20 protein-coding genes are annotated in these 26,522 nt (G+C 51.6%); 6 read left to right on the forward strand and 14 right to left on the reverse strand.

Features of this window, described 5'->3' with window-relative positions; genetic code table 11:
* Positions 1–5: 5 nt before the first annotated feature.
* Together aroQ and EWA64_RS09740 are read right to left on the reverse strand one after the other, a co-directional pair.
* The gene (gene aroQ / locus EWA64_RS09735) at positions 6–455 is read right to left on the reverse strand and encodes a type II 3-dehydroquinate dehydratase (RefSeq protein WP_039431726.1); all 450 of its coding nucleotides are present in this window, start codon (positions 453–455) and stop codon (positions 6–8) included.
* A 382-nt stretch (positions 456–837) separates the two neighbouring features.
* Positions 838–1,416 (reverse strand): TetR/AcrR family transcriptional regulator, encoded by a 579-nt coding sequence (locus tag EWA64_RS09740; protein WP_170320324.1) that lies wholly within the window; start codon positions 1,414–1,416, stop codon positions 838–840.
* 149 nt (positions 1,417–1,565) lie between these two features.
* Here EWA64_RS09740 and EWA64_RS09745 point away from each other — a divergent pair, with 149 nt between their 5' ends.
* Positions 1,566–2,609 carry an alkene reductase gene (locus tag EWA64_RS09745; RefSeq protein ID WP_061893615.1) on the forward strand — a complete coding sequence of 348 codons (1,044 nt, stop codon included), beginning with the start codon at positions 1,566–1,568 and terminating at the stop codon, positions 2,607–2,609.
* Positions 2,610–2,757: 148 nt separating this feature from the next.
* On the opposite strand, the gene acs is transcribed toward EWA64_RS09745, so the two are convergent.
* From acs to EWA64_RS09760, 3 genes are all read right to left on the reverse strand, one after another.
* Complete coding sequence (gene acs, locus EWA64_RS09750; RefSeq protein ID WP_061893616.1) at positions 2,758–4,710, reverse strand: acetate--CoA ligase; 1,953 nt, start codon at positions 4,708–4,710, stop codon at positions 2,758–2,760.
* Positions 4,711–4,913: 203 nt separating this feature from the next.
* Entirely contained in the window at positions 4,914–5,549 is a 636-nt protein-coding gene (locus tag EWA64_RS09755; protein ID WP_061893617.1) for a 3'-5' exonuclease, read from the reverse strand.
* Positions 5,550–5,588: 39 nt separating this feature from the next.
* The gene (locus EWA64_RS09760; RefSeq protein WP_061893618.1) at positions 5,589–7,415 is read right to left on the reverse strand and encodes a DUF294 nucleotidyltransferase-like domain-containing protein; all 1,827 of its coding nucleotides are present in this window, start codon (positions 7,413–7,415) and stop codon (positions 5,589–5,591) included.
* A 193-nt stretch (positions 7,416–7,608) separates the two neighbouring features.
* Here EWA64_RS09760 and EWA64_RS09765 point away from each other — a divergent pair, with 193 nt between their 5' ends.
* Positions 7,609–8,799 (forward strand): 3-phenylpropionate MFS transporter, encoded by a 1,191-nt coding sequence (locus EWA64_RS09765; protein WP_061893619.1) that lies wholly within the window; start codon positions 7,609–7,611, stop codon positions 8,797–8,799.
* 87 nt (positions 8,800–8,886) lie between these two features.
* The gene (locus tag EWA64_RS09770; RefSeq protein ID WP_061893620.1) at positions 8,887–12,318 is read left to right on the forward strand and encodes a hybrid sensor histidine kinase/response regulator; all 3,432 of its coding nucleotides are present in this window, start codon (positions 8,887–8,889) and stop codon (positions 12,316–12,318) included.
* A gap of 107 nt (positions 12,319–12,425) precedes the next feature.
* Here the strand turns inward: EWA64_RS09770 and EWA64_RS09775 are convergent, their stop codons facing one another.
* Complete coding sequence (locus EWA64_RS09775) at positions 12,426–14,129, reverse strand: sodium:solute symporter family protein (protein WP_369435792.1); 1,704 nt, start codon at positions 14,127–14,129, stop codon at positions 12,426–12,428.
* 12 nt (positions 14,130–14,141) lie between these two features.
* The gene (locus EWA64_RS09780; RefSeq protein WP_039431317.1) at positions 14,142–14,408 is read right to left on the reverse strand and encodes a DUF4212 domain-containing protein; all 267 of its coding nucleotides are present in this window, start codon (positions 14,406–14,408) and stop codon (positions 14,142–14,144) included.
* A 418-nt stretch (positions 14,409–14,826) separates the two neighbouring features.
* On the opposite strand from EWA64_RS09780, the gene EWA64_RS09785 reads away from it, so the two are divergent.
* Positions 14,827–16,572 (forward strand): potassium/proton antiporter, encoded by a 1,746-nt coding sequence (locus EWA64_RS09785; RefSeq protein WP_061893622.1) that lies wholly within the window; start codon positions 14,827–14,829, stop codon positions 16,570–16,572.
* 1 nt (position 16,573) lies between these two features.
* Here EWA64_RS09785 and EWA64_RS09790 read toward each other — a convergent pair whose 3' ends face one another.
* The 4 genes from EWA64_RS09790 to aspA all read right to left on the reverse strand — a co-directional run bounded on the left by EWA64_RS09790 (position 16,574) and on the right by aspA (position 22,240).
* The gene (locus tag EWA64_RS09790) at positions 16,574–17,203 is read right to left on the reverse strand and encodes a response regulator transcription factor (RefSeq protein WP_039431314.1); all 630 of its coding nucleotides are present in this window, start codon (positions 17,201–17,203) and stop codon (positions 16,574–16,576) included.
* 188 nt (positions 17,204–17,391) lie between these two features.
* Positions 17,392–19,185, reverse strand: a complete 1,794-nt coding sequence (locus tag EWA64_RS09795) for a protein-disulfide reductase DsbD (RefSeq protein ID WP_061893623.1) — start codon at positions 19,183–19,185, stop codon at positions 17,392–17,394.
* 146 nt (positions 19,186–19,331) lie between these two features.
* Complete coding sequence (locus tag EWA64_RS09800; RefSeq protein WP_039439383.1) at positions 19,332–20,645, reverse strand: anaerobic C4-dicarboxylate transporter family protein; 1,314 nt, start codon at positions 20,643–20,645, stop codon at positions 19,332–19,334.
* A 143-nt stretch (positions 20,646–20,788) separates the two neighbouring features.
* Positions 20,789–22,240, reverse strand: coding sequence for an aspartate ammonia-lyase (gene aspA / locus EWA64_RS09805; RefSeq protein WP_061893625.1), 1,452 nt, complete (start codon positions 22,238–22,240; stop codon positions 20,789–20,791).
* Between the two features lie 303 nt (positions 22,241–22,543).
* On the opposite strand from aspA, the gene EWA64_RS09810 reads away from it, so the two are divergent.
* Positions 22,544–23,044 carry an FxsA family protein gene (locus EWA64_RS09810; protein WP_061893626.1) on the forward strand — a complete coding sequence of 167 codons (501 nt, stop codon included), beginning with the start codon at positions 22,544–22,546 and terminating at the stop codon, positions 23,042–23,044.
* A 79-nt stretch (positions 23,045–23,123) separates the two neighbouring features.
* Here EWA64_RS09810 and trmL read toward each other — a convergent pair whose 3' ends face one another.
* The 3 genes from trmL to EWA64_RS09825 form a co-directional block, all read right to left on the reverse strand.
* A complete protein-coding gene (gene trmL / locus EWA64_RS09815; RefSeq protein WP_061893627.1) occupies positions 23,124–23,597 on the reverse strand; it encodes a tRNA (uridine(34)/cytosine(34)/5-carboxymethylaminomethyluridine(34)-2'-O)-methyltransferase TrmL in 474 nt (157 codons plus the stop codon).
* 69 nt (positions 23,598–23,666) lie between these two features.
* A complete protein-coding gene (gene cpxA, locus EWA64_RS09820) occupies positions 23,667–25,055 on the reverse strand; it encodes an envelope stress sensor histidine kinase CpxA (RefSeq protein WP_061893628.1) in 1,389 nt (462 codons plus the stop codon).
* Between the two features lie 3 nt (positions 25,056–25,058).
* Positions 25,059–25,745: a response regulator gene (locus tag EWA64_RS09825; RefSeq protein ID WP_061893629.1), complete on the reverse strand. Its 687-nt coding sequence runs from the start codon at positions 25,743–25,745 to the stop codon at positions 25,059–25,061.
* Positions 25,746–25,932: 187 nt separating this feature from the next.
* Between EWA64_RS09825 and EWA64_RS09830 the strand changes: the two genes are divergently transcribed.
* Positions 25,933–26,451 (forward strand): CpxP family protein, encoded by a 519-nt coding sequence (locus EWA64_RS09830; protein WP_061893630.1) that lies wholly within the window; start codon positions 25,933–25,935, stop codon positions 26,449–26,451.
* Positions 26,452–26,522: the final 71 nt, after the last annotated feature.

A 26,522-nucleotide genomic window follows, 5' to 3' on the forward strand; every position in this document is an offset into this window, starting at 1 on the left:
TGGGGTTACTTTGCCCGCAGCTTAGCAATCGCTGCCGACAGAGCAAATTCATAACCTTGTGCGCCTAAACCGCAGATCACGCCAACCGCTTTGTCCGACAAATAGGAGTGATGACGGAAAGGTTCACGAGCATGCACGTTAGACAGGTGCACTTCAATATAAGGAATCGCGACACCGAGTAGAGCGTCTCTTAGCGCGACACTGGTATGGGTAAATGCCGCCGGATTAATGATGATGAAGTCAACCTTGCCGTGTGCGGCGTGAATGGCTTCGATCAGCTCGTACTCACGATTCGATTGCAGATGTTCAAGCTCAATATCGGCTTGTTTCGCCAATGTCATCAAGTTTTCGACGATCTGCGATAGCGTCTGCGCACCGTAGTGGGCAGGCTCGCGTAAACCAAGTAGGTTAAGATTTGGGCCGTTTAAGACCAGAACTCGTAACTTTGCTGACATGTTGGCGCTATCTTTCTTTATCGTGAGTGAAACCAGCATATTCCCAAAAACAGGAGAAATCGGCACGGTTTTTCTGTCAAATCTGTGCCAATTTTTCAAGATTGCCCAAGATTATAGCTAATTCATAGCAATTAGCAGCAAATTACTGGTCTAATCTCCCGAGTTGAACTTGGATTTCTGTAACCGGGTTAACAAAAAAGCGCCACTGAAACGCGGTATGTGCTGTGGTTCGGTGCGGTTTTTAGCCAATGTCGGTGAAGTGGCGGAAAAATAATCACTTGGCCTCAGGAGGAAACCAGCTAGATGAGCGCCGAGGGAGAAGGGCGCTCATGGATTGGCAAAACTTGGATAGGCAGACTCTTGGATTGGGAAGAGTGAAGTGTTAAGCGTGTAGCGTGCAAAGCAGTTGCTGCGCCATTTTACTTAGTAAGGTTTTTTCTGGTTTGGTGTGAGCAAAAGTGCGCAAACCATAAATGCCCATGACCAGATAGTCGGCGAGAAAATCGCAATCGGCCTCGGCGCTAATCTCGCCGTTTTGCTGCGCTTTACACAGTTGGGCGAGCAGGCCAAGTTTCCAAGCGTTGAGGGTGTCGCGAATCATTTGTTCCACTTCATCGTCTTGTTTGGACAACTCACTCAGTGCTTTTTGCAGCAGGCAATCTTTGATCTCTTCGCTGGCGCATTCTTCTACCACCATGGCAAAGTAGCTTTGCAGTCCGTCCATGACGTTGGGCTGCGCGGCGAAAATTGCGTTGAACTCCTGCGCGCGTTCTTCGGCATAGTGGGCCAAAGCCGCCAGCAGTAAGCCGCGTTTATTTTCAAACGCACAATAGATGGACCCCGGATGCAGGCCAGTGGCTTTTTTCAAATCTTGCATACTGGTCTTATTGAATCCTTTCGACATAAATTCATACATCGCGGATCGCAACACCTGTTCTCGGTCAAATTCAGCTACGCGCACACACATTCTCTCACTTGGGTTTTCGCCGCATTCTACGCGCAAAATCGCAAGGTGACAAAAATTCTTGAACGTTCGTTCAAAATATATCTTGAATGATTGTTCAAAAATGATCTAGCATAGCGAACTTCACTCGACAGTAGGATGGCCCGATGACGGATTTACTCTTCAAACCTTACGTTTTAAATGAACACCTTACCCTGAATAACCGCATTGTAATGGCGCCACTGACGCGCTGTATGGCAGGAGAGGGGCTTGTACCGACAGATGAAATGGCCGCTTACTATGCTCGCCGCGCCGAAGCGGGGTTGATTATTTCGGAAGCGACGATCATTCGCCCGGACGGTCAGGGTTACCCCAATACTCCGGGGTTGTTCAGCGACGCACAAATTGCTGGCTGGAAGAAAGTGACTGAGGCTGTGCATGCGCGTGGTGGTAAGATTTTTGCTCAGCTTTGGCATACTGGCCGCGTGGCGCACCCTGCCTTCTTTGCGGGTGAGTATGTGCTTGCACCGTCGGCGGTGGCTTACGAAGGAACGGTGCCGCGTCGTCGCGATCTGACCTACACCCTGCCTAAAGCCGCGAGTAAAGAAGAGATCGAGCAGTTGATCGAGGATTACGCCAGTGCCGCCGAAAACGCCATCGTGGCGGGTTTTGATGGGGTGGAAATCCACGGTGCGAACGGCTATCTACTCGATCAGTTCCTACACTATGACACCAACTTGCGTGATGATGAGTTTGGTCAGACGCCAGAAAATATGGCGCGTTTTCCTCTGGCGGTGATTGACGCCATTATTGAGCGCATTGGTGGGCATCGCACTGGTCTGCGTTTGTCACCGGGAGCCTACGCACACATCAAACCGGATGCGCGTGACCGAGCCGTGTTTGACTACTTGTTGGCCGAGCTGGAAACGCGTCAGTTGGCTTATCTGCATGAAGGGATGTTTGACGACAGCGTGGAGTTTGAGCACTTAGGCGGTAAAGTGTCGGAGTATATGCGCCAGCACTACTCAAAAACCTTGATGGCGGCGGGTGGTTTCAGCGCGCAGTCCGGCGCGTCAGCGATTGAGCAAGGGCTATTTGAACTGCTGGCGATTGGTCGCCCGTTCATTGCTAACCCAGATTACGTGGCAAAAGTGCGCTCCGGTGAAGCGCTAACGGCGTATGATGAAAGTATGCTGGCGGAGCTGGTCTAGCAATTCCGTGTTCCTTAGGTAATCCCGTGCACCTACAGTAATCTCGTGATCCTAAAACAGCCAAAATGCAAAGGCGTGCCTCATTGAAGCACGCCTTTGTGGTTAGCGCAGGTCTCTTATTGTGGCAGCGTATGTTCGCTGCTCAGAATTAGGCCAGTTCGGCTTTCTCGGCAATTAGCTTGTCGACCACACTTGGATCGGCCAGCGTTGAGGTATCACCCAAGTTGCTGGTGTCACCGGTGGCGATCTTACGCAGAATGCGGCGCATGATCTTGCCTGAACGCGTTTTCGGTAGCGCATCGGTCCAATGCAGCACATCTGGCGTGGCAATCGGGCCGATCTCTTTACGTACCCAATCTTTCACCTCTTTGTGCAGCTCGGCGGATGGGTATTCCCCAGCGTTGAGCGTCACGTAGGCGTAAATTGCTTGGCCTTTGATGTCGTGTGGAATGCCAACAATCGCCGCCTCGGCAATCTTCGGATGTGCCACCAGTGCCGATTCGATCTCGGCAGTCCCCATGCGGTGGCCAGAAACGTTTAATACGTCATCCACACGGCCTGTGATCCAGTAGTAGCCATCTTCGTCGCGACGCGCACCATCACCCGTAAAATACATGCCACGGAAGGTGGAGAAGTAGGTTTGTTCGAAACGCTCATGGTCACCATAAACCGTGCGCATTTGACCGGGCCAAGAGTCGAGGATGACGAGGTTACCTTCTGCGGCTTGATCTTCAATCACGTTGCCGATGTTATCCACCAGTGCAGGCTGTACGCCGAAGAATGGACGAGTCGCCGAGCCCGGTTTGAGCGCGGTTGCGCCCGGTAGTGGCGTGATCAAAATGCCACCGGTTTCGGTTTGCCACCAAGTGTCGACAATCGGCGATTTTTCATTGCCGATGGTTTTGTAGTACCACTCCCACGCTTCTGGGTTAATCGGTTCGCCCACCGAGCCCATAATGCGCAAACTACTCCGCTCGGTTCCTTCAACCGCTTCATTGCCTTTGGCCATTAGCGCGCGAATTGCCGTTGGCGCAGTATAAAGAATATTGACTTGGTGCTTGTCGACCACTTCGCTCATGCGGCTGGTTTTCGGGTAGTTTGGCACGCCTTCAAACAGAATGGTTTTTGCTCCGTTGGACAGTGGTCCGTAGACCAGATAGGTGTGTCCGGTGATCCAACCCACGTCAGCGGTACACCAGAACACCTCGCCAGGCTGATAGTCAAAGACATATTTAAACGTCATGGTTGCATACACCAAGTAGCCGCCCGTGGTATGCAGCACCCCTTTCGGTTTACCCGTTGAGCCTGAGGTGTAAAGGATAAACAGCGGATCTTCGGCTTTCATCTCTTCTGGCGGACAAACGTCCGAGACTGTTGCGGTGGCTTCGTGCCACCAAACGTCACGGTGTTCATGCCAATCGACATTGCCACCGGTGCGTTTCAACACCATCACTTTGCTGATGGTTTTCACTTCAGGGTTGGTCAGCGCTTCGTCTACGTTCTTTTTCAGCGGCACGGCGCGGCCACCACGAACGCCTTCGTCAGCGGTGATCACCACCTTGGCATCAGAGTCGATGATACGGCCCGCCAGCGCTTCAGGTGAGAAGCCGCCAAAGACGATGGTATGCACGGCACCGATACGGGTACACGCCAGCATCGCCACCGCCGCTTCAGGCACCATCGGCATGTAGAGACACACCACGTCGCCTTTGCGCACGCCCTGTTCTTTCAGTGCGTTCGAGAAACGACATACTTCTTGGTGCAGTTGTTTATAAGTCAGAGTTTTGTCTTCGGCTGGGTTGTCACCTTCCCAGATAATTGCTACTTCATCACCGCGTTCGGCCAGATGGCGGTCAATACAGTTGGCGGAAACGTTCAGTGTGCCATCTTCAAACCAGCGAATATCAACGTGGCCTGTATCAAACGAGGTCTGTTTGACCTTAGTAAAAGGCTTGATCCAATCAACGATTTTGCCGTGTTCGCTCCAGAAGCCCTCTGGATCGCTGACAGATTGTTGGTACATCGCAAGATAGGTCTCATTATCCGCGTGGGTGTGAGTTTTAATGTTCTCTTTAACCGGATAAATGTGGGCTTCACTCATTGTTTCTCTCCTTGTGCCTTCAACTTTCGTGAACAGGGCTACTTGTGATTGAGTGTGCAACTGAACGCGAACGGAAATCCGTGGTGTCTTTCGACTTGCCTATAACTGTTAATCACTGCGACGATTTCGACAATTAGACTTTAGGATAAAAGCGTATTTTGCTTATAAATGAGTAAATTAAGAATGTATGCGTTGCATCAAACTTACGGGGAGAGGTAAGAGGAAGAGAAGCTGGGCAGATCGCCATGAGTTAAACGCACAAAGATCAACGCCGCCGAAAAGGCATCTTGCAGCGCGTCATGCTTGTCTTGGAGAGGCAAGTCCAGATGCTTGCAGATGGCATCCAAACTGAGGTCAAAGTAGCCATTGGGCAGATGCTTTTCCAGTTTGTCATGGTAGATCTGGCTAACTTCAACCAACGGGTTGGGCAGCGGAAAGCCCAAGTGACGCTGGCAGGCGAGGTCTAAGATCTTCTTATCATAACGGATGTGGTAACCGACTAAAGGGCGGTTGCCGATAAAGTCGAGTAGCCGCGTGATGGCTTCGCGCTCGCCAATACCATCGACCAGATCCTGATGGCGAATTTTGTGGATTTTCACTGAACCCGAGTCGAGCGATTGCGGCGCGCGCAGCCGTACTTCAAACGGCTGACTGGTGAGAATACGGTTGTCGACAATGCGTGTCGCGGCAATGGTGACCAGCTCAGCGCGCTTCGGGTCTAAGCTGGTGGTCTCGCAATCCAGAGAGACAAACTCACGGCTATCGGGCGCGCAAAACAGCGACTGATAGGGCGAACCCGTCAGCTTGTAGTACCAGTATTTGCGTTGCAACCAATTCATGCGCGCTTCCTAAGACGTTTGGCGTAGCGCCTCACGTGGTTAATCTTTGATTTGATAGTGATAACCCAGCCACTGCTTAAACTTTTTCACCACGTGTAAACTGTGGCGCAGCAAGTCACGCTCGGTGCGATCGAGCAGTTTCAAACTGATTTTGTTGTTGCTGTGTTGCTCAGACAGCTGCTGAGCAAGGCGCAATTTAAAAAACAGCTTCAACGCTTCGCTGAGGTTATCGGCGGTAGTTTGCTCAAGCACTTTGCGTTTGACCAAAGCTTCAATGCGGTCGAAGGTGTTGTTTTCGCTTAAGGCGTATTCCAGCGTTAGAGCGCGAATGCCGTGCACAATCGGGAAAATGCCGCCTTGCTTGATGTCGAGCCCTGATTTATCGGCTTTGACATTACCAAATAACGTCAGCGGCACGGAAAAACTCAGCGCAGGGCGGGTGAATTCGGTGAGGATCAGCTCTTGATCGGCCATCAATTGACATAAGTGCGCTTTCACTGGTGCCAGTAGGCTCTTGTTGCCGGCAACAGCATGGGCATCGGCCATGATCGCGATGTCCATGACTTGTTCCGGTTTAGCGGCTTTTACCCAGTCCGCCAAGGTTTTTTTCCACTGTGTTTGGCTGCGCACCCATTTCGGATTATTGACCATGACATTGCCCGGGCAAAGTGGGTAGCCAAGCTGCTGCAAAGTATGAGTGAGCTGCTGCATCACCTCGCCGCACAACTGCCATTCCAGCCCGTCTTTGAGGATCAGTGCGTTATCTTGGTCGGTCTTGAGGATTTGCTCACCTCGACCTTCAGAGCCGAGCACGATCAGACAGCAGTGGTCGTGTAGCGCCGGAGGCACGACTAGCTCAAACGCTTTCTCGATAATCTGCTCGTTGACCGCCGAGATCAGCTCCATGATAAAGCGCGTGCGAATGCCGTTTTTCAGCAAGCTTTCGACCAATTGGCGCTGTTTGTTCGACGCCAGTGCCAACTCTTCAACGCTCGATGCACGGGCGATGCTTAAGGTCAGCACGTGAGAATGGGTGGAGAAGGCGCTGAGGATTTGCGTCATGTCGAGCATACCAACCGCTTGGTGACCGTCGCACACCATTAGCCGTTTCATGCGGTTACGCGTCATGGTGATCATGGCGTTAAACAGAAAATCGCCATTATCCACATGGCAAACCGGGAAGGTGGCAATCTCACCTACCGGAGTATCGAGCGGTTTGTCTTCCAGCATCACCGAATGGAGCATGTTGGTGCGGGTGACGATGGCATACGGATGAGCGGAAGGCTGTTGGCGACAGCGAGGATCATCGTCATGCAGTTTAACCAGCGCGGCGTCGATGCCGTTTTCCTTCAAGGTTTTGGTGACCTGATTAATAGGCATCTCGGGCGGAAGAATCATCGCCGGGTGGTAAATCGCCTTGTCGACTTTGGTGAGAATAAACTCGGCCAAGTTTTGTTGCTGCTGCGCCGCCTCTATCAACTCTTGCCGTTTGGCGAGGTTGTTGTCGAAGTAGGCCGCGAACTGGCCATTCTCATTATAAAGTTCCAGAAACAGCGCTTTGGGTAGCAGATAGGAGAGGGTATCTTCCAGCGCGACGTAATGGTGGCGTACCGTTGCTTCAAACAGAGCGCGGACGTCAAACATATCGTCGTTGGCGTAGTGAGCGAACACTTCCTGATGATCAGCGGAGCGCTCTTCAACCGCACCTTTGATGAGAATGTGCAGATAATCGCTCGGCTGCCCGGCAGGCAGAACAATGTCGCGGGTTCGATAGTAGGCGACGTCCAGTGACGAGCGCAGCAGGGTTTGCTGTCCTTCACTCAGGCGGTCAAACGGTGGAGATTGCATATTAAATTTATCAGGCATGGGGCACTCTATCGTCACGCGGCATAGAGTAAGTCTGACAAATTTACACTGACTCTCCAGACGACTTTGGTCTAATCCTTTGGTGCGATCGGGGAAACGGTGGGTTGCTGATAATTCCCTTTTTCTCTTGTGCATACCCAGTCATAATGCAGCGCACTCAGTTCTTTAACTGCTATTGTTCAGGATTATCACTATGTTTACCCCATCCCCTTATGGCTGGATTTCTCAATATTTCCTCGGCTTCTTTTTTGCTTACGGTGTTTATCTGCCATTTTGGTCGCTGTGGTTTAAAGAGCAGGGCGTCTCTTCCACCGATATCGGCTTGCTGGTGGGGATAGGTTTAGCAACGCGTTGTGTGGCGAATATGGTGATCACGCCACGCGTGCATCGCGCCGAACACATCATGCCAGCGCTACGCTGGCTCAGTTTTGCCGCGCTGATTTTTGTTGCGTTTCACTTTTTTACTGGCGGTGATTTCTGGTTGATGGCACTGGCGACCGTGTTATTCAACCTCTGTTGTGGCCCGGCGGTGCCGCTCTCTGATGCGCTCGCCAACTACTACGCCCGCTTAAAAATGCTTGATTACGGCCGCACGCGCTTGTGGGGATCCATCGCGTTTATTGCGGGCTCGACCGTGGTGGGGTATTTGATTGCGCTCTACGGCAGCGACATGATCCTTTACACCGCGTTGGCTGGGGTGTTTGTTTCGCTATTGTTCAGCTTACGCAAACCAACGCTGATGCCAGTTACACGCCAAGAGCATCACACCCAGCGGCCAAAGCTAACTGAGTTACTCACCGACAAACCCGTTGTGACCTTTTTGCTGTTGGCGGCGCTCATTCAAGGGAGCCACGCGGCTTACTACAGCTTTAGCGCCATTTACTGGAAGCAGGCGGGCCATTCCGAAGAGATCATTGGCTATCTGTGGAGCTTAGGGGTGGTGGCCGAAGTGGCGGTGTTTGCTCTGAGTAAGCGTCTGTTTGCAGGTTGGTCGCTGCGTGCGCTGTTTGTCGCCGCTTCGATTGGCGTGATGTTGCGCTGGGGGATCACCGCCTCCACCACCTTGCTGCTTGGTCTGGTTTTGGTGCAACTGCTGCACGGCGTGACGTTTGCCATGGCGCATATTGCGGCCATTCAATACATTCAACACTCACCAGAGCACAAAATGGTCGCTCTGCAAGCGCTCTACAATGCCCTGCCGTTAGGCGCTTTTATCGCAGCCATGACGGCGTTAAGTGGCTGGGGCTTTGAGCAGTGGGGCGCAAATGTGTTCTGGGTGATGGCGGCCATGGGCTTTATCGCGCTGTTTGTTAAAGTGACGCCAGTCAGCGAAGAGTCGCATGTGATTGATGTGGCGAAAGCCGAGCCGAAAGCACAGAATTAGTGTGAAGAGATTGAGTTGAGCTCTCATCCTTAGTTAAATGAAACCTCTCCCATAGCGGAGAGGTTTTTTTATCAGGAAGGATGACGCATGCAAGGATGGATTGTGATTCCCGTGTCGTTGGCATATCTGGGCATTTTGTTTTTGATTGCTTGGTATGGTGATAGGCAGAAAAAATGGCTGGCGCGTTGGCGCCCGTGGGTCTATAGCTTGTCTATTGCGGTTTATTGTACTTCGTGGACGTTTTACGGCACCGTCGGCCAAGCCAGTAGCAACCCTTGGTCGTTTTTACCCATTTATATCGCGCCGATTCTGGTCTTCACCTTGGGATGGCGCATCCTTGCTCGGCTGATCCTGATCGCCAAACGAGAGCATATTACCTCCATCGCCGACTTTATCGCTGCCCGTTATGGTAAATCGCAGGGCATTGCGGTGGTGGTCACCTTGATCGCCGTGGTCGGTATTTTGCCTTATATCGCGCTGCAGTTGCGCGGCATTACCATGGGGTTGGAGATCATCGCCCCCGATCTCTTTAGTCAGTTTGGCTACGAAGATTACAACGTCTCTTGGTTTGTGGTTGGTGCACTGGCGATTTTTACCATGCTGTTTGGCACGCGCCACATCGACAATACCGAGCACCATCGCGGCATGATGATGGCGATTGCGTTTGAGTCCATGGTCAAGTTGTTGGCTTTTTTGGTTGTCGGGGTGTTTATCGTCTGGCTGATGATGCGCCACGAAAGCTTCGATTTAACCAGCGCTATCACGAACACCTATCAAGCGCCGAATGTCGCGACGCTACTTATTCACACCGTACTGACGATGTTGGCGATCGTCTGTCTGCCGCGTCAGTTTCACACCATGGTGGTGGAAAACGAGCGCGCGCAAGATCTGCACACCGCTCGTTGGTTGTTTCCGCTCTACTTGGTTCTGATGGGGATGTTTGTTTTGCCCATCGCTTGGGCGGGGCAAAGTTTGCTGCCAGCCAGCTCGGCCGATACCTATGTGATCAGTTTGCCGATGGCGTTTGGTGCCAGCGATATTGCGCTGTTGGCCTTTCTTGGCGGAACTTCGGCGGCCAGTGGCATGGTGATCGTGTCGACCATCGCGCTGGCGATCATGGTCTCTAATGATTTAGTCATGCCACTGCTGCTCAGACGCATGCGCTTGTCCAATCGCAATCATCATCACTTTTCCGGCTTGCTGCTGCGCATTCGTCGCGCGCTGATTTTTCTGCTGTTGATTGGTGCTTGGGGTTTTTATCAAGCGCTGGATGCGATTCATTCGTTGTCGGCCATCGGCTTTCTCTCGTTTGCTGCGATCACCCAGTTTGCCCCTGCGCTGCTTGGCGGAATGTACTGGCGGCAAGGCAACCGCAAAGGGGTGTATGTCGGGCTGGCGGTCGGCTTCACTTTGTGGCTGATCACCCTGATGACTCAGACCGATATGCTGGCTGGCGATGCGCAAAGCAACTTGTTGATCTGGATAATTACCCCTCCTGAACTGCTGAGCGGGCTGGACGTTAAAGCATCGGATTGGGGGATGATCCTCAGCGTCAGTGCCAATGCTTTCTGCTATCTGCTGGTTTCGATGCTGACACGGCCAAGCCTGAGTGAACGCTTACAATCGGCATCTTTTATCGGTATCCCGCTACCGGAAAATGAGAACATCAGCTTGTACCAAAGCCGTGTCACGGTCGCTGAACTGGAGATGCTGGCGTCGCGTTTTGTTGGTCGCACTCGGGTTAAGAATGCCTTTGCTTACTATTGGTCGCAGCAGCGAGAAGTGTTGCTGCCCAATCAACAAGCGCCATCGACCTTAATTCGCCACACCGAACGGGTTTTGGCCGGGGTTTTTGGTGCGTCATCGGCGAAGTTGGTCCTCACTTCGGCGCTGCAAGGGCGAAACATGCAGTTGGAAGAGGTCGCCACCATCGTGGATGAAGCCTCAGAGCTCTACGACTTCAGCCGCGGGCTGCTGCAAGGGGCAATCGAGCACATTGGGCAAGGGATCGCGGTTGTGGATAAACAGTTGCGGCTGGTGGCGTGGAACCAACGTTATTTAGAGCTGTTTGAGTTTCCGCCGGGGCTGATCCAAGTCGGGCGGCCGATTGCCGATGTTATTCGTCACAATGCGCAGCAAGGGCTGTGCGGTCCGGGTGACCCGGAAGATCACGTGCGCCGTCGGGTCTACCATCTTGAGCAAGGCACACGGCATACCTCATCGCGAATTCGCCCCGATGGACGGGTGATCGAAGTGCAGGGCAACCCGATGCCCGGCGGAGGGTTTGTGATGAGCTTTACCGATATCACCGTCTTTCGCCATGCCGAACAGGCGCTCAAAGAGGCCAATGAAACGCTGGAAGAGCGAGTTCATCTGCGCACACGCGAGTTAGAGAGATTGAATCAGCAGCTGGTAACCGCAACGCAACGCTCGGAGCGCGAGTCGCAGTCTAAGTCGCGTTTTTTGGCCGCGGTAAGCCATGATTTAATGCAGCCACTCAACGCCGCACGTCTGTTTGCCTCATCGCTCTCTGAAGTGGCGAAAGAAGATGAAACGCGCAAGCTGGCCTCGCACATCGAAAGTGCGCTGGGGGCGGCGGAAGATCTCATCGGTGATTTGCTCGATATCTCGCGGCTAGAGTCCGGCAAACTGGATATCCACATACACGGTTTCGCCATCAACGATGTGTTGTCTAACCTCAATGCGGAATTCAGTGCCTTAGCCAAGCAGCAAGGCATTGAGTTTTGCATGGTTCCCTCTTCATTGACCGTCAACTCCGACCCCAAACTGCTGCGCCGTGTGGTGCAAAACTTTTTGACCAATGCCTTTCGCTACAGCCCCAACGGCAAAGTGTTGCTCGGTGTGCGCCGCGTCGCGGGGCGTGTGCGGATCGACGTTTGGGACAACGGCATGGGCATTGAAGAAGATAAACAGCAGGAGATCTTTGAAGAGTTCAATCGCGGTAGTCAGGTGCGTTCAGATCAAGGGCTCGGTTTAGGGTTGGCGATTTCTAAAGGGATTGCCCAAGTGCTTGGGCATGAAATCTCGATGCGTTCTTGGCACGGCAAAGGCAGCGTCTTTTCCATTACGCTCGATAAAGCCAGCGAGGTGCAAAAGCCTGCGGTGAATGAGCCCAGCCCAGCGGTGGCGGATCTCAGCCATCTACGCATTCTGTGTGTCGACAATGAAGAAGAGATTTTGGTCGGTATGGAAAACTTGCTGGCACGTTGGGGCTGTGAAGTGAAAACCGCAACCGACCTGATTGGTAGCCTGAAAACACTGGAAAATGGCTGGGTCCCGCAGGTGATCTTCTCCGATTATCGTTTAGACGATGGGCGAACCGGTCTCGAAGTGTTGCAGCAGTGCAAACTGCGTTTAGGCAACCGATTTGAAGGCGTTATTATCAGTGCTGATCGCACCGAAGAGATGATGCAAGCGATAAAAGCCAACGGGTTTGGCTTTATCGCCAAACCCGTTAAACCGCTGAAGTTAAGGGCGGTATTGAATCGGGTTAGTTGATTGAACTGGTCAGCGGTTAGAACAATTTAAAACAAAAAGCCGATGCAGTTGCATCGGCTTTGTTTTTCCACGGAGCTTAATCCCTACAATAAATCTCGTGAGTCTTATTAGTGGTCGTGCGCAGCACCAGCTCCTTTTGGATAACGGATAGACTCGACCATATCTTGTACCTCTTTGGGTACTTCGGCGGTGAACTTGTTCACTACGATAGAAACCACAAAGTTCAAGCACATACCTAGCGTACCAATCCCTTCTGGGCTGATACCAAACCACCAGTTGTCTGGAGTGCTGGCTGCTGGATTGATGAACTTAAAGTAGATGATGTAAGCCGCGGTAAACGCAATACCTGACAACATACCGGCAATCGCGCCTTCTTTGTTCATCTTCTTATAGAAGATACCAAGAATGATGGCCGGGAAGAACGAGGAGGCTGCCAAGCCGAAGGCGAATGCCACCACTTGCGCTACAAAGCCGGGAGGGTTGATACCCAGATAACCCGCGCCGATAATCGCCAGTGCTGCGCCTATCCGTGCGGCTCGCAGTTCCTGCTTGTCGGTCATATCCGGCTTAAAGCCTTTCTTCAGTAAGTCGTGTGAGATCGAGGTTGAGATAACCAATAGTAGACCCGCTGCTGTAGAAAGTGCTGCTGCCAAGCCACCTGCGGCCAACAGAGCGACCACCCAGTTTGGCAGTTTCGCTAACTCAGGCGAAGCCAGTACGATGATGTCACGGTTGATGGTCATTTCGTTACGCGCATCACCCGCATAGAACATCTTGCCGTCGCCGTTCTTATCTTCCCATTTGACTAGGCCAGTGCTTTCCCAGTTTTTAAACCAGCTTGGTGCATCGGCTGCTGCCACGCCTTGCATGTCTGGACCGTTGATGGTGTCAATCATGTTCACGCGAGCAAACGCAGCTACCGCAGGTGCTGTGGTGTACAAGAACGCGATGAATACCAGAGCCCAACCGGCAGAGATACGTGCATCAGATACTTTCGGAACCGTAAAGAAGCGAATAATAACGTGTGGAAGTCCCGCCGTACCGACCATAAGCGCCGCACAGATGAAGAAGACGTCAACCATACTCTTCGAGCCGTCAGTATAGGCGGTAAAGCCCAGTTCCTGAGTCAAGCCGTCCAGTTTGGTGAGTAGATATTCATCGCTGCCCGCCATGGTAGAACCAAAGCCAAGCTGAGGGACAGGGTTACCTGTCATCATAAGCGAGGTGAAAATCGCAGGGACCATAAAGGCGAAGATCAGTACGCAGTATTGGGCTACCTGAGTATAAGTAATGCCTTTCATCCCGCCCATTACCGCGTAGAAGAAGACGATGCCCATACCGATGATGATACCCATATTGATATCAACTTCGAGGAAGCGCGCAAAGACCACGCCCACGCCACGCATTTGGCCTGCGACGTAAGTAAAGGAGACGAAGATGGCACAAAATACCGCCACCATACGCGCTGTTCTTGAGTAGTAACGGTCACCGATAAAATCTGGCACAGTAAACTTACCAAACTTACGCAAGTACGGAGCAAGACACAGTGCGAGTAGCACATAGCCACCTGTCCAACCCATCAGGTAAACGGTGCCATCGTAGCCGATGAAGGAGATGATCCCTGCCATTGAGATAAACGATGCGGCAGACATCCAGTCCGCGGCGGTTGCCATGCCGTTGGCAACAGGGTGAACACCCCCGCCCGCAACATAGAATTCACTGGTCGATCCCGCACGTGCCCAGATAGCGATACCGATATACAGGGCGAAAGTAAGACCAACCAGAATAAACGTCCAAGTTTGAATATCCATTTTCTAAACCTCTTAGTCTTCCTGTACGTTGTACTTTTTGTCTAGGGCGTTCATCCGTGCCACATAAACAAAGATCAGGGCCACAAAGGTGTAGATCGACCCTTGCTGCGCGAACCAAAATCCTAATTTGAAACCACCAAATTGAATCGCATTTAGCGGCTCGACAAATAAAATCCCAGCGCCGTAAGACACCAAAAACCACACTGCTAGCAGTGATCCCATGATTCCCAAGTTTTCCTTCCAGTAGGCTTGAGCATGTTCTGTTGATTCGAACGCCATGGCCTTCTCCTTGTGTTTCTCGTCTGAATAGATGTGTTAACGTAATGTTACGTTTTCTAAGATAGCAGCGAAAAATCAACAGATCTGTGCAACTTTAGTCGGGTCAAATGGCGGGATAAATCAGCTCAAAAGGTCAATTGGCGTAGGATACAGCAAGAAAGTGTGATGTTAACATGATGTTAATTTAGCCAAAGGTCTAAGAAATCGACCTAGATTAGTTTTGCCTCGCAGGTTTTGCTGGCGCATTTTCATGTCGTATACGCACAGCGGCAACATAGTGACGCTAAATTAGACAGAAAAAACTCAATTGTTTACATAAACTTTTCGATAAAGAGTCACGTTTTCGTGCAAAATAGTTAGGCTAAACACGGTGGCTTTCGCTGCAAATAACAACAATTTAACTAAAGGGAGGGAGAAAGTGGACGCAAACACAATCAACGGCTTTTTTCTGATTGGTGCACTGCTTATTGCGCTCAGTGTGCTCCTAAGCCCGGTGTCCTCAAAATTGGGGATTCCAATTCTGCTCGTTTTTCTCGCTGTCGGTATGCTGGCTGGGGAAGACGGCGTTGGTGGCATTTTATTTGATAACTACCCGATCGCCTATCTGGTGAGTAACTTAGCGCTGGCCATCATCTTGCTCGACGGGGGAATGCGTACTCGTGTGGCCAGTTTTCGGGTCGCCTTTTGGCCTTCGGTTTCGCTCGCCACGGTTGGGGTTGCCATCACGACATTATTGACCGGATTGATGGCAACGTGGCTGTTTGACCTCGATTTACTGCAAGGTATTTTGGTTGGTGCGATCGTCGGTTCGACCGATGCCGCAGCGGTGTTTTCCCTATTGAAAGGGCGCAGCTTGAACGAGCGGGTTGGCTCAACCTTGGAGATTGAATCCGGTACTAACGACCCAATGGCGGTGTTTCTCACCGTGACCATGATTGCGGTGCTCGGCAGTAGCGAGAGCGGCCTCAGCGCTGGCTTTTTAGCACTCAGTTTTGTTAAGCAGTTTGGTATTGGTGCTCTGCTCGGGCTTTCTGGCGGCTGGCTTTTGTGGAAAATAATCAATCGCAGTCAGCTACCGGAAGGGCTTTATTCAATTCTGACCGTTAGTGGTGGTTTGATTATTTTTGCCCTGTCGAATGCTCTCGGCGGCAGTGGTATTTTGTCGATTTATTTAGTGGGATTACTGATTGGTAACCGCCCAACGCGCAGCCGCCACTCGATTCTCAACGTGTTGGATGGCATGACTTGGTTGGCGCAAATCGGCATGTTCTTAGTGTTGGGGCTGTTAGTGACGCCTTCCAACTTGTTGGACATCGCGGTGCCCGGCTTGGCACTGGCGTTTGGTATGATTATTTTCGCGCGGCCAATCTCGGTGTGGATTGGGCTGTTGCCGTTTAAGAGCTTTACCGCGCGCGAGAAATGGTTCATCTCTTGGGTCGGGTTGCGAGGCGCGGTGCCGATCATCTTGGCGGTTTTCCCGATGATGGCGGGTCTGCCGGACGCGCAGCTCTATTTCAATCTGGCGTTTTTCGTCGTTATGGTGTCGCTGATTGTGCAGGGCGGTACGTTAACCAAAAGCATGGCATTGGCCAAAGTGGAACTGCCATCCAAGCCCGAACCGATTTCCCGCACTGGCGTCGAAATTTTTCCTACCAGCGAGTGGGAGCTGTTTATCTATAAACTGAAACAAGACAAATGGTGCATCGGCGAGCCACTGCGTAATTTGTTTTTACCTGAAGGGACACGTATTGCGGCGGTATTTCGCCAGCAGCAGTTACTGCACCCATCGGGCAGCACCAAACTCGAAGAGGGCGATACCTTGTGTGTGCTTGGGCAAGAAAAAGATCTTGAAGCGCTCAGCCAACTGTTTAGTGAAGCGCCAGAGAAAGCCTCGTTTGCTCGCTTCTTCGGCGATTTTTTCTTGGATGTCGAAGCGAAACTGTCTGACATGGCGATGGCCTATGGCTTGGATCTCGGTGATGTCAGTGGTGATACGACTCTTAAGGAGCTAGTGACGGAACACTTGGGCGCAACCCCAGTATTGGGTGACCATTTTGAATGGCAAGGATTGCGCTGGGTGGTCGCGGATGTAGTGGATTGGCAGGTGACGAAAGTCGGTTTGTGTCTACCTACCGACGATAGTCAAGCGTCAACGAGCGAGTAGATTACTCGCTCATCTCTTTAAGCAGAATGACCGCTTGAGTGCGGTTTTTCACGTCTAGTTTACGGAAAATTGCCGTCATGTGCGCTTTGATGGTCGCTTCAGATACGTTGAGCTCGTAAGCGATCTGTTTGTTGAGCAAGCCATCAGAGAGCATGCCCAGTACTTTATATTGCTGAGGCGTCAACGCGGCGATTTTCTCCGCCAAATCATTACACGCGGCGTTATTGATGATCAAACCTTCCGGGAAGTAGGGGTCGCCATTGAGCACTTGGTTGAGTGCGGCGATCAGGGTTCGCATATCGCTCGATTTGGGAATAAAACCGAAAGCGCCGTGGCTTTTCACTTGGGTTACTACGGACGGTTCTTCGCTAGCAGAGACCACTACAATCGGTAAATCCGGGTATTCTGCACGCAGTTGGATCAACCCCGACATGCCATTGGCCCCCGGCATTTTGAGATCCAGCAGCAACAGATCCGGCTCTTCTTCACGTGCCAGTAGATTGAGCAGTGCTTCTAGAGAATCGGCTTCAAGTAAATTTGCGCCGCTGACCGCCATGTGCACCGACTGAAACAGGGCGTTGCGAAAAAGAGGGTGATCGTCGGCAATGATAATGGTGTAGGTCGAGTCCATGACGTTAAGCGCTTTTTACTAATTCGTTAATAGAATTATTGTCAGCTTTGCCTTGCTGGACAATATTTATCCGCTAAAAGTCTGATGTAAATCGACTTTTATTAGATTTCTTGCATATACACGAGAGAGGAAATGAGAAATCGGCAAAGGAAAACGCCAGAGAGGTATCTCGCTGGCGTTTGAAAGTGTTATGGGGTAAGTGCGTCCAGATGCACTAAGAAGGGTTCGGCTGGCATAAAGCCAGTTAGCCGCGCGTTTGAAACGGGGTTTCCTTGTGCATCCCAGAACTCGATAGTTGGCAAACCGAGCACTTGCAGATGTTGCAGCAGCTCAATGTCTTGCGCTTGATTGCGTGTCACATCGGCTTGTAGCAAGACAAATTGCTGTAACTTCGCCGCGACCTGAGGATCGTGAAAAGTGTATTTCTCAAACTCTTTACACGCCACACACCAGTCGGCATAAAAATCGAGCATCACAGGTTTATCGGCTTGTTTGGCCAATTGCAGTTGCTGCTGTAAGTCGGCCACGGAGCTGATGCGCGTGAAGCGCACCTCGTTTACGGACGTCGATGCGCTTTGCGGCGCATACCAATAGTGCAACGCAGGTTGCGCCGAGGCGAGGAGACCGAGTACGGCGATGATGCCCAGCGCACTTTGCTTCCAGCCACCAAACTCTAAGCTATTTTTGGCATGGTAAAGCCAGCCAAACGCGGCGATACCTAACGCTGACCACAAGGCGGTCGACCAGAGTTCGGGAAGAATGCGTTCCAGCAGGAAAATAGGCGCGGCGAGCAGCACAAAGCCAAACAGGGTTTTAACGCGCTCCATCCAGCTGCCGGCTTTCGGCAAGAGTTTGTTGCCAAATACCGCCACTAGGACCAGCGGAATGCCCATCCCCATGGCGAGTGCGTACAACGCTACCCCGCCCGTGAGCAAGTCGCCGCTTTGTGCCACGTAGAGCAGCGCACCGGAGAGCGGCGCAGTGGTGCAAGGAGAGCACACCAAGCCAGAAATCGCCCCCATCGCAAACACGCCCAAGCTGCTACCACCTTGCTGCTGATTGCTAAGATTATTCAGCCAAGTTTGCGCGCGACTTGGCAGTTGCAAGGTGTAGAGGCCAAACATCGACAGAGCGAGGGCAACAAAGAGTGCGCTCAAGCCAATTAGCACGTATGGGTGTTGCATTGCCGCCTGAAATTGCAGGCCAGCGGAAGCGACCACCAAACCAAGCAGCGTGTATGTCAGCGCCATCCCTTGCACATAGATCAGTGCTAAGCCGAATGCGCGACGCTGGCTGAGTTGACCGCCGCCGAGCACGATGCTGGTGAGGATCGGATACATCGGTAGCACGCAAGGAGTAAAGGCCAAACCGACGCCCAGCGCCAAAAACAGCAGCGGCGTCCACCAGTTATCAGCTAAGCCAGAAGCCAATTTATCTTGCTGGGTTAAAGGCGCAGCGGTCGAAAGCGTTGATGTGTCTGTCTTGCCGCTGGCCGCAGGTTGGGCAGACGATTTCACCGCTGGCGCTGGATTAGTAAACGACTCAATCTCAATCACCCGCGTTTCCGGTGGGTAGCAAAAGCCCGCTTTGGCGCAGCCTTGATACTGCACAATCAGTTTTGCTCCACTTTGCCAGTCTTGCAGGGGAATTCCAACGAATAGCGGCGTGGTGTAGATGTTGACGTCGCCAAAAAATTCATCGCGATATGGCTGGCCGTTTTCCATCTCAATCTCGCCGAGAGTGACATTTTCGGCGCTAAAAGAGAGGCGCTGCTGGTAGAGGTAGTAGCCCTCTTTCACTTGCCAGTCTAGGGTGATGCGATTGCCTTGCTGGAACGAGTTAAATGGAAACGCTTGATCGACAGTAACAAATTCACTGCTTCCCGAGGAAAAGCCCGAATTCTGGCTATTACCAAACAGAGCAAGCGAGGGTGCAGAAAACGTCACGGCACCCAGCAATAAGAGAGTAAACAATGCGCGCATAATAATTGGGATCGAAACTTAAGTTGTGGCTAGTGTAACTCACTCAGACCCTGAAACCGCGCAGAAAGTTTCACGTGCATTGGCTTTGTGATGTCGGGCGAAGAAAAAGGGGAACCGAGGTTCCCCTAAATGCTGTAGCTAGCAAATTACATCAAGATGTTGGTCAGGAGCAGACCAAAGCCAATGCTGAATACCATGCTAAGTAAGCCTGGGATCATAAAGCTATGGTTGAAAATGTACTTGCCGATGCGCGTTGTGCCTGTGCGGTCAAAGTCGATTGAAGCAATGATTGGGCCGTAGTTAGGAATAAAGAAGTAACCGTTTACAGCAACGAACACTGCAATGATCACCGCTGGTGGCAAACCGAGTGTGATCGCGACAGGAACTAACACAGCGGTGGTAGCGCCTTGGCTGTTCACCATGACCGACAGAGCAAACAGGGCGAAAGCAAACGTCCAAGGCGCGACTTCAACCAGCCCTGACACCGCCTCTTTAACCATAGCGCCGTGACCGCCAATGAAGGTGTCACCCAGCCAAGCGATACCAAAAATGGCGACGATGGCACGCATACCTGCATGGAATACGGAGCCTTGGCTGATGGCATTGCCATTGGGTTTACACAGCAAAATGATCAGAGCGGCAATAGAGAGCATGACGATTTCAATCGTATGCGCCATGCCCATTGGTGAGCCGTTAAATTGCGGACGCAAGCTTGGCAGAGCACCCATCACCACCACAATGATGGCGCCAAATAAGAATAGCGCGACCGATTTTTTCGCTTGCGGCGTGATTTCAATGTCCGCCACCGACACTTCTTGTTCCATTTCAGCACGAAACTCTGGGTCTTGCAGACGGCGCTGATATTCAGGATCGTCTTTAAGCTCTACGCCAATCTTATTAACGAACAGGCAAGCGCACGCCAAACCGAGAATGGTACTTGGAATGGTGATCATCAGTACGTCGGTGAGAGTGATCCCTTGTGGTTCTAAGAAGGCAACCAAGGCGACCACAGCGGCCGCAATCGGGCTGGCGACAATGGCAAACTGGGAGGCAATCACCGCCATGCTCAGTGGGCGCTCTGGGCGGATGCCGCTACGACGGCTCACTTCAGCAATCACAGGCAGTACAGAATAGGCTACGTGACCGGTACCCGCCATCATAGTGAAAAAGTACGTCACCACAGGTGCGATAAAGGTAATGTGACGAGGGTTGCGGTGCAAAATGTGGGTAGCGATTTTAATCAGGTAATCCAAACCACCTGCGGCTTGCATTGAAGCAGCTGCTGCCACAACCGCCATGATCATCAGCATGACATCAATAGGTGGGCTGGTTGGCTGCATACCAAAACCAAAGCTGAGAATGGCAAGACCAATACCGCCCATTACACCTAAGCCGATACCGCCAATCCTTGCACCAATTAGGATACATCCTAATACGATAAGGAACTCAATTAAGAACATTTTAGACTCCTAGAAATGAATAGAAAATAAACTGGCTCTATCCGGCGGTATGTTGTTTTTTTCTTGCCATGACCCAGCGCAAGCTTTCTCTTTTTTACTGCCGGTAGAAAGTAAAAAGGCTCTGAATCAGAGCCTTTTTTTACTTATTCGTAGCGTTTCGCTTTATAGGTTGGGTGCATAAAGTTTTGCACCGATAAAATGTCATCCAACTCTTCTGAGGTGAGCAAACCGCGTTCAAGGACCACCTCACGCACGCTCTTACCCGTTTCCGCACAAATCTTACCCACGATGTCACCTTCATGGTGGCCGATGTATGGGTTGAGGTAAGTGACGATACCGATAGAGTTGTATACGTAGCTCTCACAGATCTCTTTGTTGACGGTAATGCCATCGATACACTTGTCGCGCAGGTTGACACAGGCATTTTGCAGCAGTGAAATCGATTCGAACATCGCCTGACCAATCACAGGCTCCATGACGTTGAGCTGTAGCTGGCCGCCTTCGGCTGCGAAAGAGATCGTGTTGTCGTTGCCCAGCACTTTGAAGCAAACTTGGTTGACCACTTCAGGAATCACTGGGTTTACTTTGGCTGGCATGATGGAAGAGCCGGCTTGCATTTCTGGCAAGTTAAGTTCGTTCAAACCCGCGCGAGGGCCAGAAGAGAGCAGACGTAGGTCGTTACACACTTTAGACAGTTTCACCGCTAGGCGTTTTAGTGCGCCGTGCGCCATCACGTAAGCACCACAGTCTGAGGTTGCTTCAATCAGATCTTCGGCTGGTACCACGTCTAGGCCAGTTACCGCTGCAAGGTGTTTTACCGCAAGCGCTTGGTAGCCCGGAGGGGTGTTTAGGCCAGTACCGATGGCAGTTGCACCTAGGTTCACTTCCAGTAGCAGTTTCGAGGTGTATTCCAGCGCGCGGATCTCTTCGTTCAGCGTCACCGCCCAAGCGTGAAACTCTTGACCAACAGTCATTGGCACCGCATCTTGCAACTGAGTGCGGCCCATTTTCAAAATGCCACTGAACTCTTGTGATTTCAGTTCGAACGCGCCTTTGAGGTATTCAATCGCTTCCATCAATTTATGGATGCTGTTGTAAACCGCAATACGGAAACCAGTTGGGTAGGCACAGTTGGTGGATTGGCTCTTGTTGACGTGATCGTTCGGGTTGACCACGTCGTAGCTGCCCTTCTCTTTACCCATCAACTCAAGCGCAATGTTGGCGATCACTTCGTTGGTGTTCATGTTCACCGATGTGCCAGCGCCGCCTTGGAAGACGTCTGACGGGAATTGATCCATGCATTTGCCGGTTTCCAGCATCAGGTCACAGGCTTGGATAATGTAATCTGCCACATTCTTTGGAATCGCACCTAATTCACGGTTAGCCAGTGCTGCGGCTTTTTTGGTCATCACCATGCCGCGCACAAACTCAGGTACGTCCGAAATCGTGACATTGGAGATGTTGAAGTTTTCGATAGCGCGTAAAGTATGGATGCCATAGTATGCATCCGCTGGAACATGACGTTGACCTAATAGATCTTCTTCAATGCGAGTGGCTTGGGTAGACGCTGGATGCGCTTCAGTTAGGGTAGCCATAACAGGATCCTTAGATGATAATTCTGATAATTTAAAATATTAGTTAGCCATATCTGCAATCAGAATCCATTCATCAGAATTTTTGGCTGTAAAATCCGTCCTGACTTATGTAGCACATGATACTGTTCCCTGCGCATAAAAATAGTAAGTGGATCACTCTTTTTGCTTTTATTCGCGGAATATTTTGCAAAATATAAATGGGTTATGAACAGCGAGTGGGCTTGGTCAATCACGCTTTTTTACAGCTTCAATTTGAGTTGTCAGCGGCTTTGCCATTACACTGGAGCGAACTGAGGAGGTCCTGTGTTTCCTGTACTTTTATTGCTGTTTATCTGTGTGCCAATTATCGAAATAGGCCTGTTTATTCAGGTCGGTGGCTTTTTAGGGCTCTGGCCGACGATTGGTTTGGTGTTATTGACCGCGTTTGTCGGCGCGTCTTTGGTGCGCAGCCAAGGGCTACAAACATTGCTTTCAGTACAGCAGCGTTTGCAGCAAGGCGAGTTGCCCGCGCAGCAGATTGTTGAAGGGGTGATGTTAGCGGTGGCAGGCGTCTTGTTGTTGACACCGGGGTTTATGACCGATGCGATGGGAATGCTGGTGTTATTGCCTGCGCCCCGAGCGGCGCTAGCGCGTGTGTTGATGAGTAAAGTGGTGGTCAAAAGCAGCGCGGCAGGTTTTACGTCGCACTCTTTTGAGCAAGAGACATTTTCTCACCGCCATCATGATGCAGAGCGAGGCGGACAAACGTTCGAAGGCGAGTTTGAGCGCAAAGACGATGACGAGCACAAACCAAAACTGAAGTAAACCGAAGTGTAAAGAAATCGAGCCAGATAGAGAGAAAGCCGAGCATGCCCGGCTTTTTTATCGCCTGGTCGTCGGCGTATTAAATCGCCCCTTCAAAGCCAAGTTGTCGCCACGCCTCGAAGGCAATAATCGCCACCGCGTTCGACAGGTTCAAGCTTCGCGCCTCGGGCATCATCGGAATACGAATGCGCTGGCTGGTCGGCAAACTTTCTATCACTTCTTGCGGCAAACCGCGTGTTTCTGGGCCAAACAGCAGGACATCGCCACGTTGATAGCGGGCGTTAATGTGATGGTCACTGCCTTTGGTGGTGCAGGCGAAGAGACGATATTCACCGCGCGCCTGAAGAAAATCGAGAAAGGCTTGGTAGTTTTTATGGCGTGTCACGCGGGCGAGATCGTGATAATCCAAGCCAGCGCGACGCACTTTCTTCTCTTCCAGATCAAAACCTAACGGTTCAATCAGATGCAAATGTGCGCCACAGTTGGCGCACAGGCGAATAATGTTGCCGGTGTTTGGGGCAATTTCCGGTTCGTAGAGCGCAATATCAAACATGCCATCGAGTTCGTTTAGTCAAGGTGGAGCCAAGTATAAGGCGCTCGCCAGAACGAGTCCAACAGCGGCTCAGCCGATTTTATTGAGCGGGAGAGTGACGCTGACGCGCAACCCTCCGAGTGGGCTGCGGCTGGCTTTGATCGTACCACTATGCTGGCGGATGGCGCTTTCGGTAATCGTCAGCCCGAGCCCTGTTCCACCGGAGTGGCGATCGCGAGCGGTGGAAACGCGATAAAAGGGACGAAAAATCGCCTCGAGTTCGGTTTCTGGTACGCCATCGCCATTGTCATCCACCGTGATGTGCAGTTGATCGCCGTGGTCGCGTACCTCAACTTGAACCCAATCCTTCCCGTAGTAAATCGCATTGCGAATTAGGTTTTCCACTGCGCTCATTAAGAGTTTGGGGTTGCCCGAAATGGTGCGCGATGGCAGCGCTGAGTAGTTGAGCGTTTTGCCCATCTGCTCCGCTTCAAATTGCGCATCTTGAATGATCTCTTCCCATAGGCTGCTGATGGGTTGATCTTCACGGTCGAGATGGCTGTTCATCTGCATGCGTGACAGCGCCAGCAGTTCGGCAATCATCTGTTCTAATCGCTGCGCCTCGGTATCAATGCGTTGCAACTCGGCGCTTTCCCCCTGCTTGCGGGTCGCCAATGCGTTGGCCATGCGCAGGCGAGTCAGCGGGGAGCGCAGCTCGTGAGAGATATCCGAAAGCAAACGCTGCTGCCCTGAAATCATCTGATTGACCGCTTCCACCATCTGATTAAAACTCGCGCCCGCTTGGCGAAACTCAGACGTGCCTTTCTCTAGCGTTGGATCGGTAACAAATTCCCCTTTTGCTACTCGCTGGGCGGCTTTTTCTAATCGCCGTGCAGGTTGGCTCAGCGCCCACGCCAGCCAAAGTAGCAGCGGGGTACTGACCAGCATGACCGCTAAGAGCAGTTGCAAAGGTTGGTCAAACATGCGCAGCAAAAATGGTGGTGGCTGGTTCCACTTGAGACCGACATATAAAAAGTACTCTTTGCCTGCCAAGGTAATCGGGAGCGGGCCTGAAAGCATAAAGCGGCCATAGAGTTTTTGTTGTGGTTTGTCTGGATGCTCCATGCTGGTGACAAAATTTTTCAACGCTTTGATCTGAAAGTCGCTGTGTTTGAGTGTGGTGAGAATGTTGGCGTCGGTGTCGCTGAGGAAAAAACGTGGCCGGTTGTCGCGTCCGTGGCGCTCGCCCGGACGTTCGAGACGAAAGAGAATTTTGCCCAGATCGCGTTCATCGGCAAATTCACGTTCGATCTCTTGCTTCGCTTCCAACAGGCGATCGTAATGATCGGGCGGGATTGCATGGGCTTTACGCGGATCAAGGTGTGGCAGCGCCAGCACCGCCATCAACACCAAAAACATGGTGAACCAGAAAATGGCAAAAATGCGCCCATACAGGCTGGTGATCTTGGGCAAACGCATGCTTTATTCCTCAACCATCAAATAGCCACGGCCACGTAAGGTTTTGATGCGTGACTTGCCATCGGCTCGCTCGGGAAGCTTTTTGCGTAAATTGGACACGTGCATATCAATGGCGCGATCAAACGCGGCGAGGCGTTTGCCAAGCACATCCAAACTGAGCGTCTCTTTGGTCAGCGTTTCCCCCGGGTTCTGCACAAAATGGCTCAGGAGGGCAAATTCTGTTGAGGTGAGATCAAGTAGGCTCTCTTGGCAATAGGCTTCTTGTCTGCCCGGGTAGAGTTTGAGGTCTTGATACTCAATGCAGTCGCCACCGTTTTTCGTGCTTTTTGGGTTGCTGGTGCGGCGTAAAATGGCTTTGATGCGTGCCAGTAGTTCCCGGTCACTGAACGGTTTAGGCAAATAATCGTCGGCACCCAGCTCAAGGCCGAGCACTCGGTCAATCTCTTCCCCTTTAGCGGTCAGCATCAAGACCGGAGTTTCCCAGTGTGCACGCAGGCGTTTTAAGGTGTCGATACCGTTGAGCTTGGGCATCATTACATCCAACAGAATCAGATCGATCTCTGCCGTCAGTGCCGCAAGGCCACTTTCACCATCATTCGCTTCGGTGATATTAAACCCTTCGTACGAAAGCACTTCGGTCAGTAAACCAGTTAGCTCGGTGTCGTCGTCGATCAGCAGAATATTGGCCATAGAATTACCTTTAAATATCGTCGTTCTGTCTTAATAGTACTGTGAAATGGCTGTCAGGTATGAGGAGCAATGTCGCTCTTTACGATACTTTACGCTCTCTATACGCCACTTTACTCAGGGTTTTGTATTCTAAACTCAAGCGCTGTGAGAGCAGCTCAGAAACAACTGAATGAGTAAGGAATAGATTATGAAAACGGTAAAAAAACTGGTACTGGCTGCGGCGATTCTTCCTTTAACTTTGGCAACCGCGAGTGCGTTTGCTTTCGGTGGTGGTAAAGGTCATCACAAAGGCGGTCCTGACGGCGAGTGTGGCATGGGTATGGATCGCGGTATCTTCCGTGAGTTGAATCTGACCGATGCTCAAAAAGAGCAATTAGACTCGATGCGTCAAGCGGGTCGTAAAGAGATGAAAGCGCAGTTTAAAGGCAAATTCGCTGATAATCAGGCGGAGCGCCAAGCGCAGCATGCTAAAGTGCAAGCGTTAGTGTTAGCCGACACATTTGATGTCAATGCGGCCGACGAGCTGGCAAAAGAGATGGCGGCGAAACAGGCAGATCGCCGGGTGCAAATGTTAGAGAAGCAGCACCAGATGCTGAGCGTTCTGACTCCAGAGCAGAAAGCGAAATTTGTGGAGTTACAAAATGAGCGTATGCAGGCGTGCGGTGCGAAAATGCACAAACGCTTTGCCGATAAAGCAGACGATTAATCTGTTAGGGCGACAGCAATGTCGCCCTAATTGTTTCATATTCATTCAATGATGAGCGAGTTATACTGGCT

The sequence above is a fragment of the Vibrio cidicii genome (assembly GCF_009665415.1).
In the GTDB taxonomy this organism is placed as follows: Bacteria; Pseudomonadota; Gammaproteobacteria; order Enterobacterales; family Vibrionaceae; genus Vibrio; species Vibrio cidicii.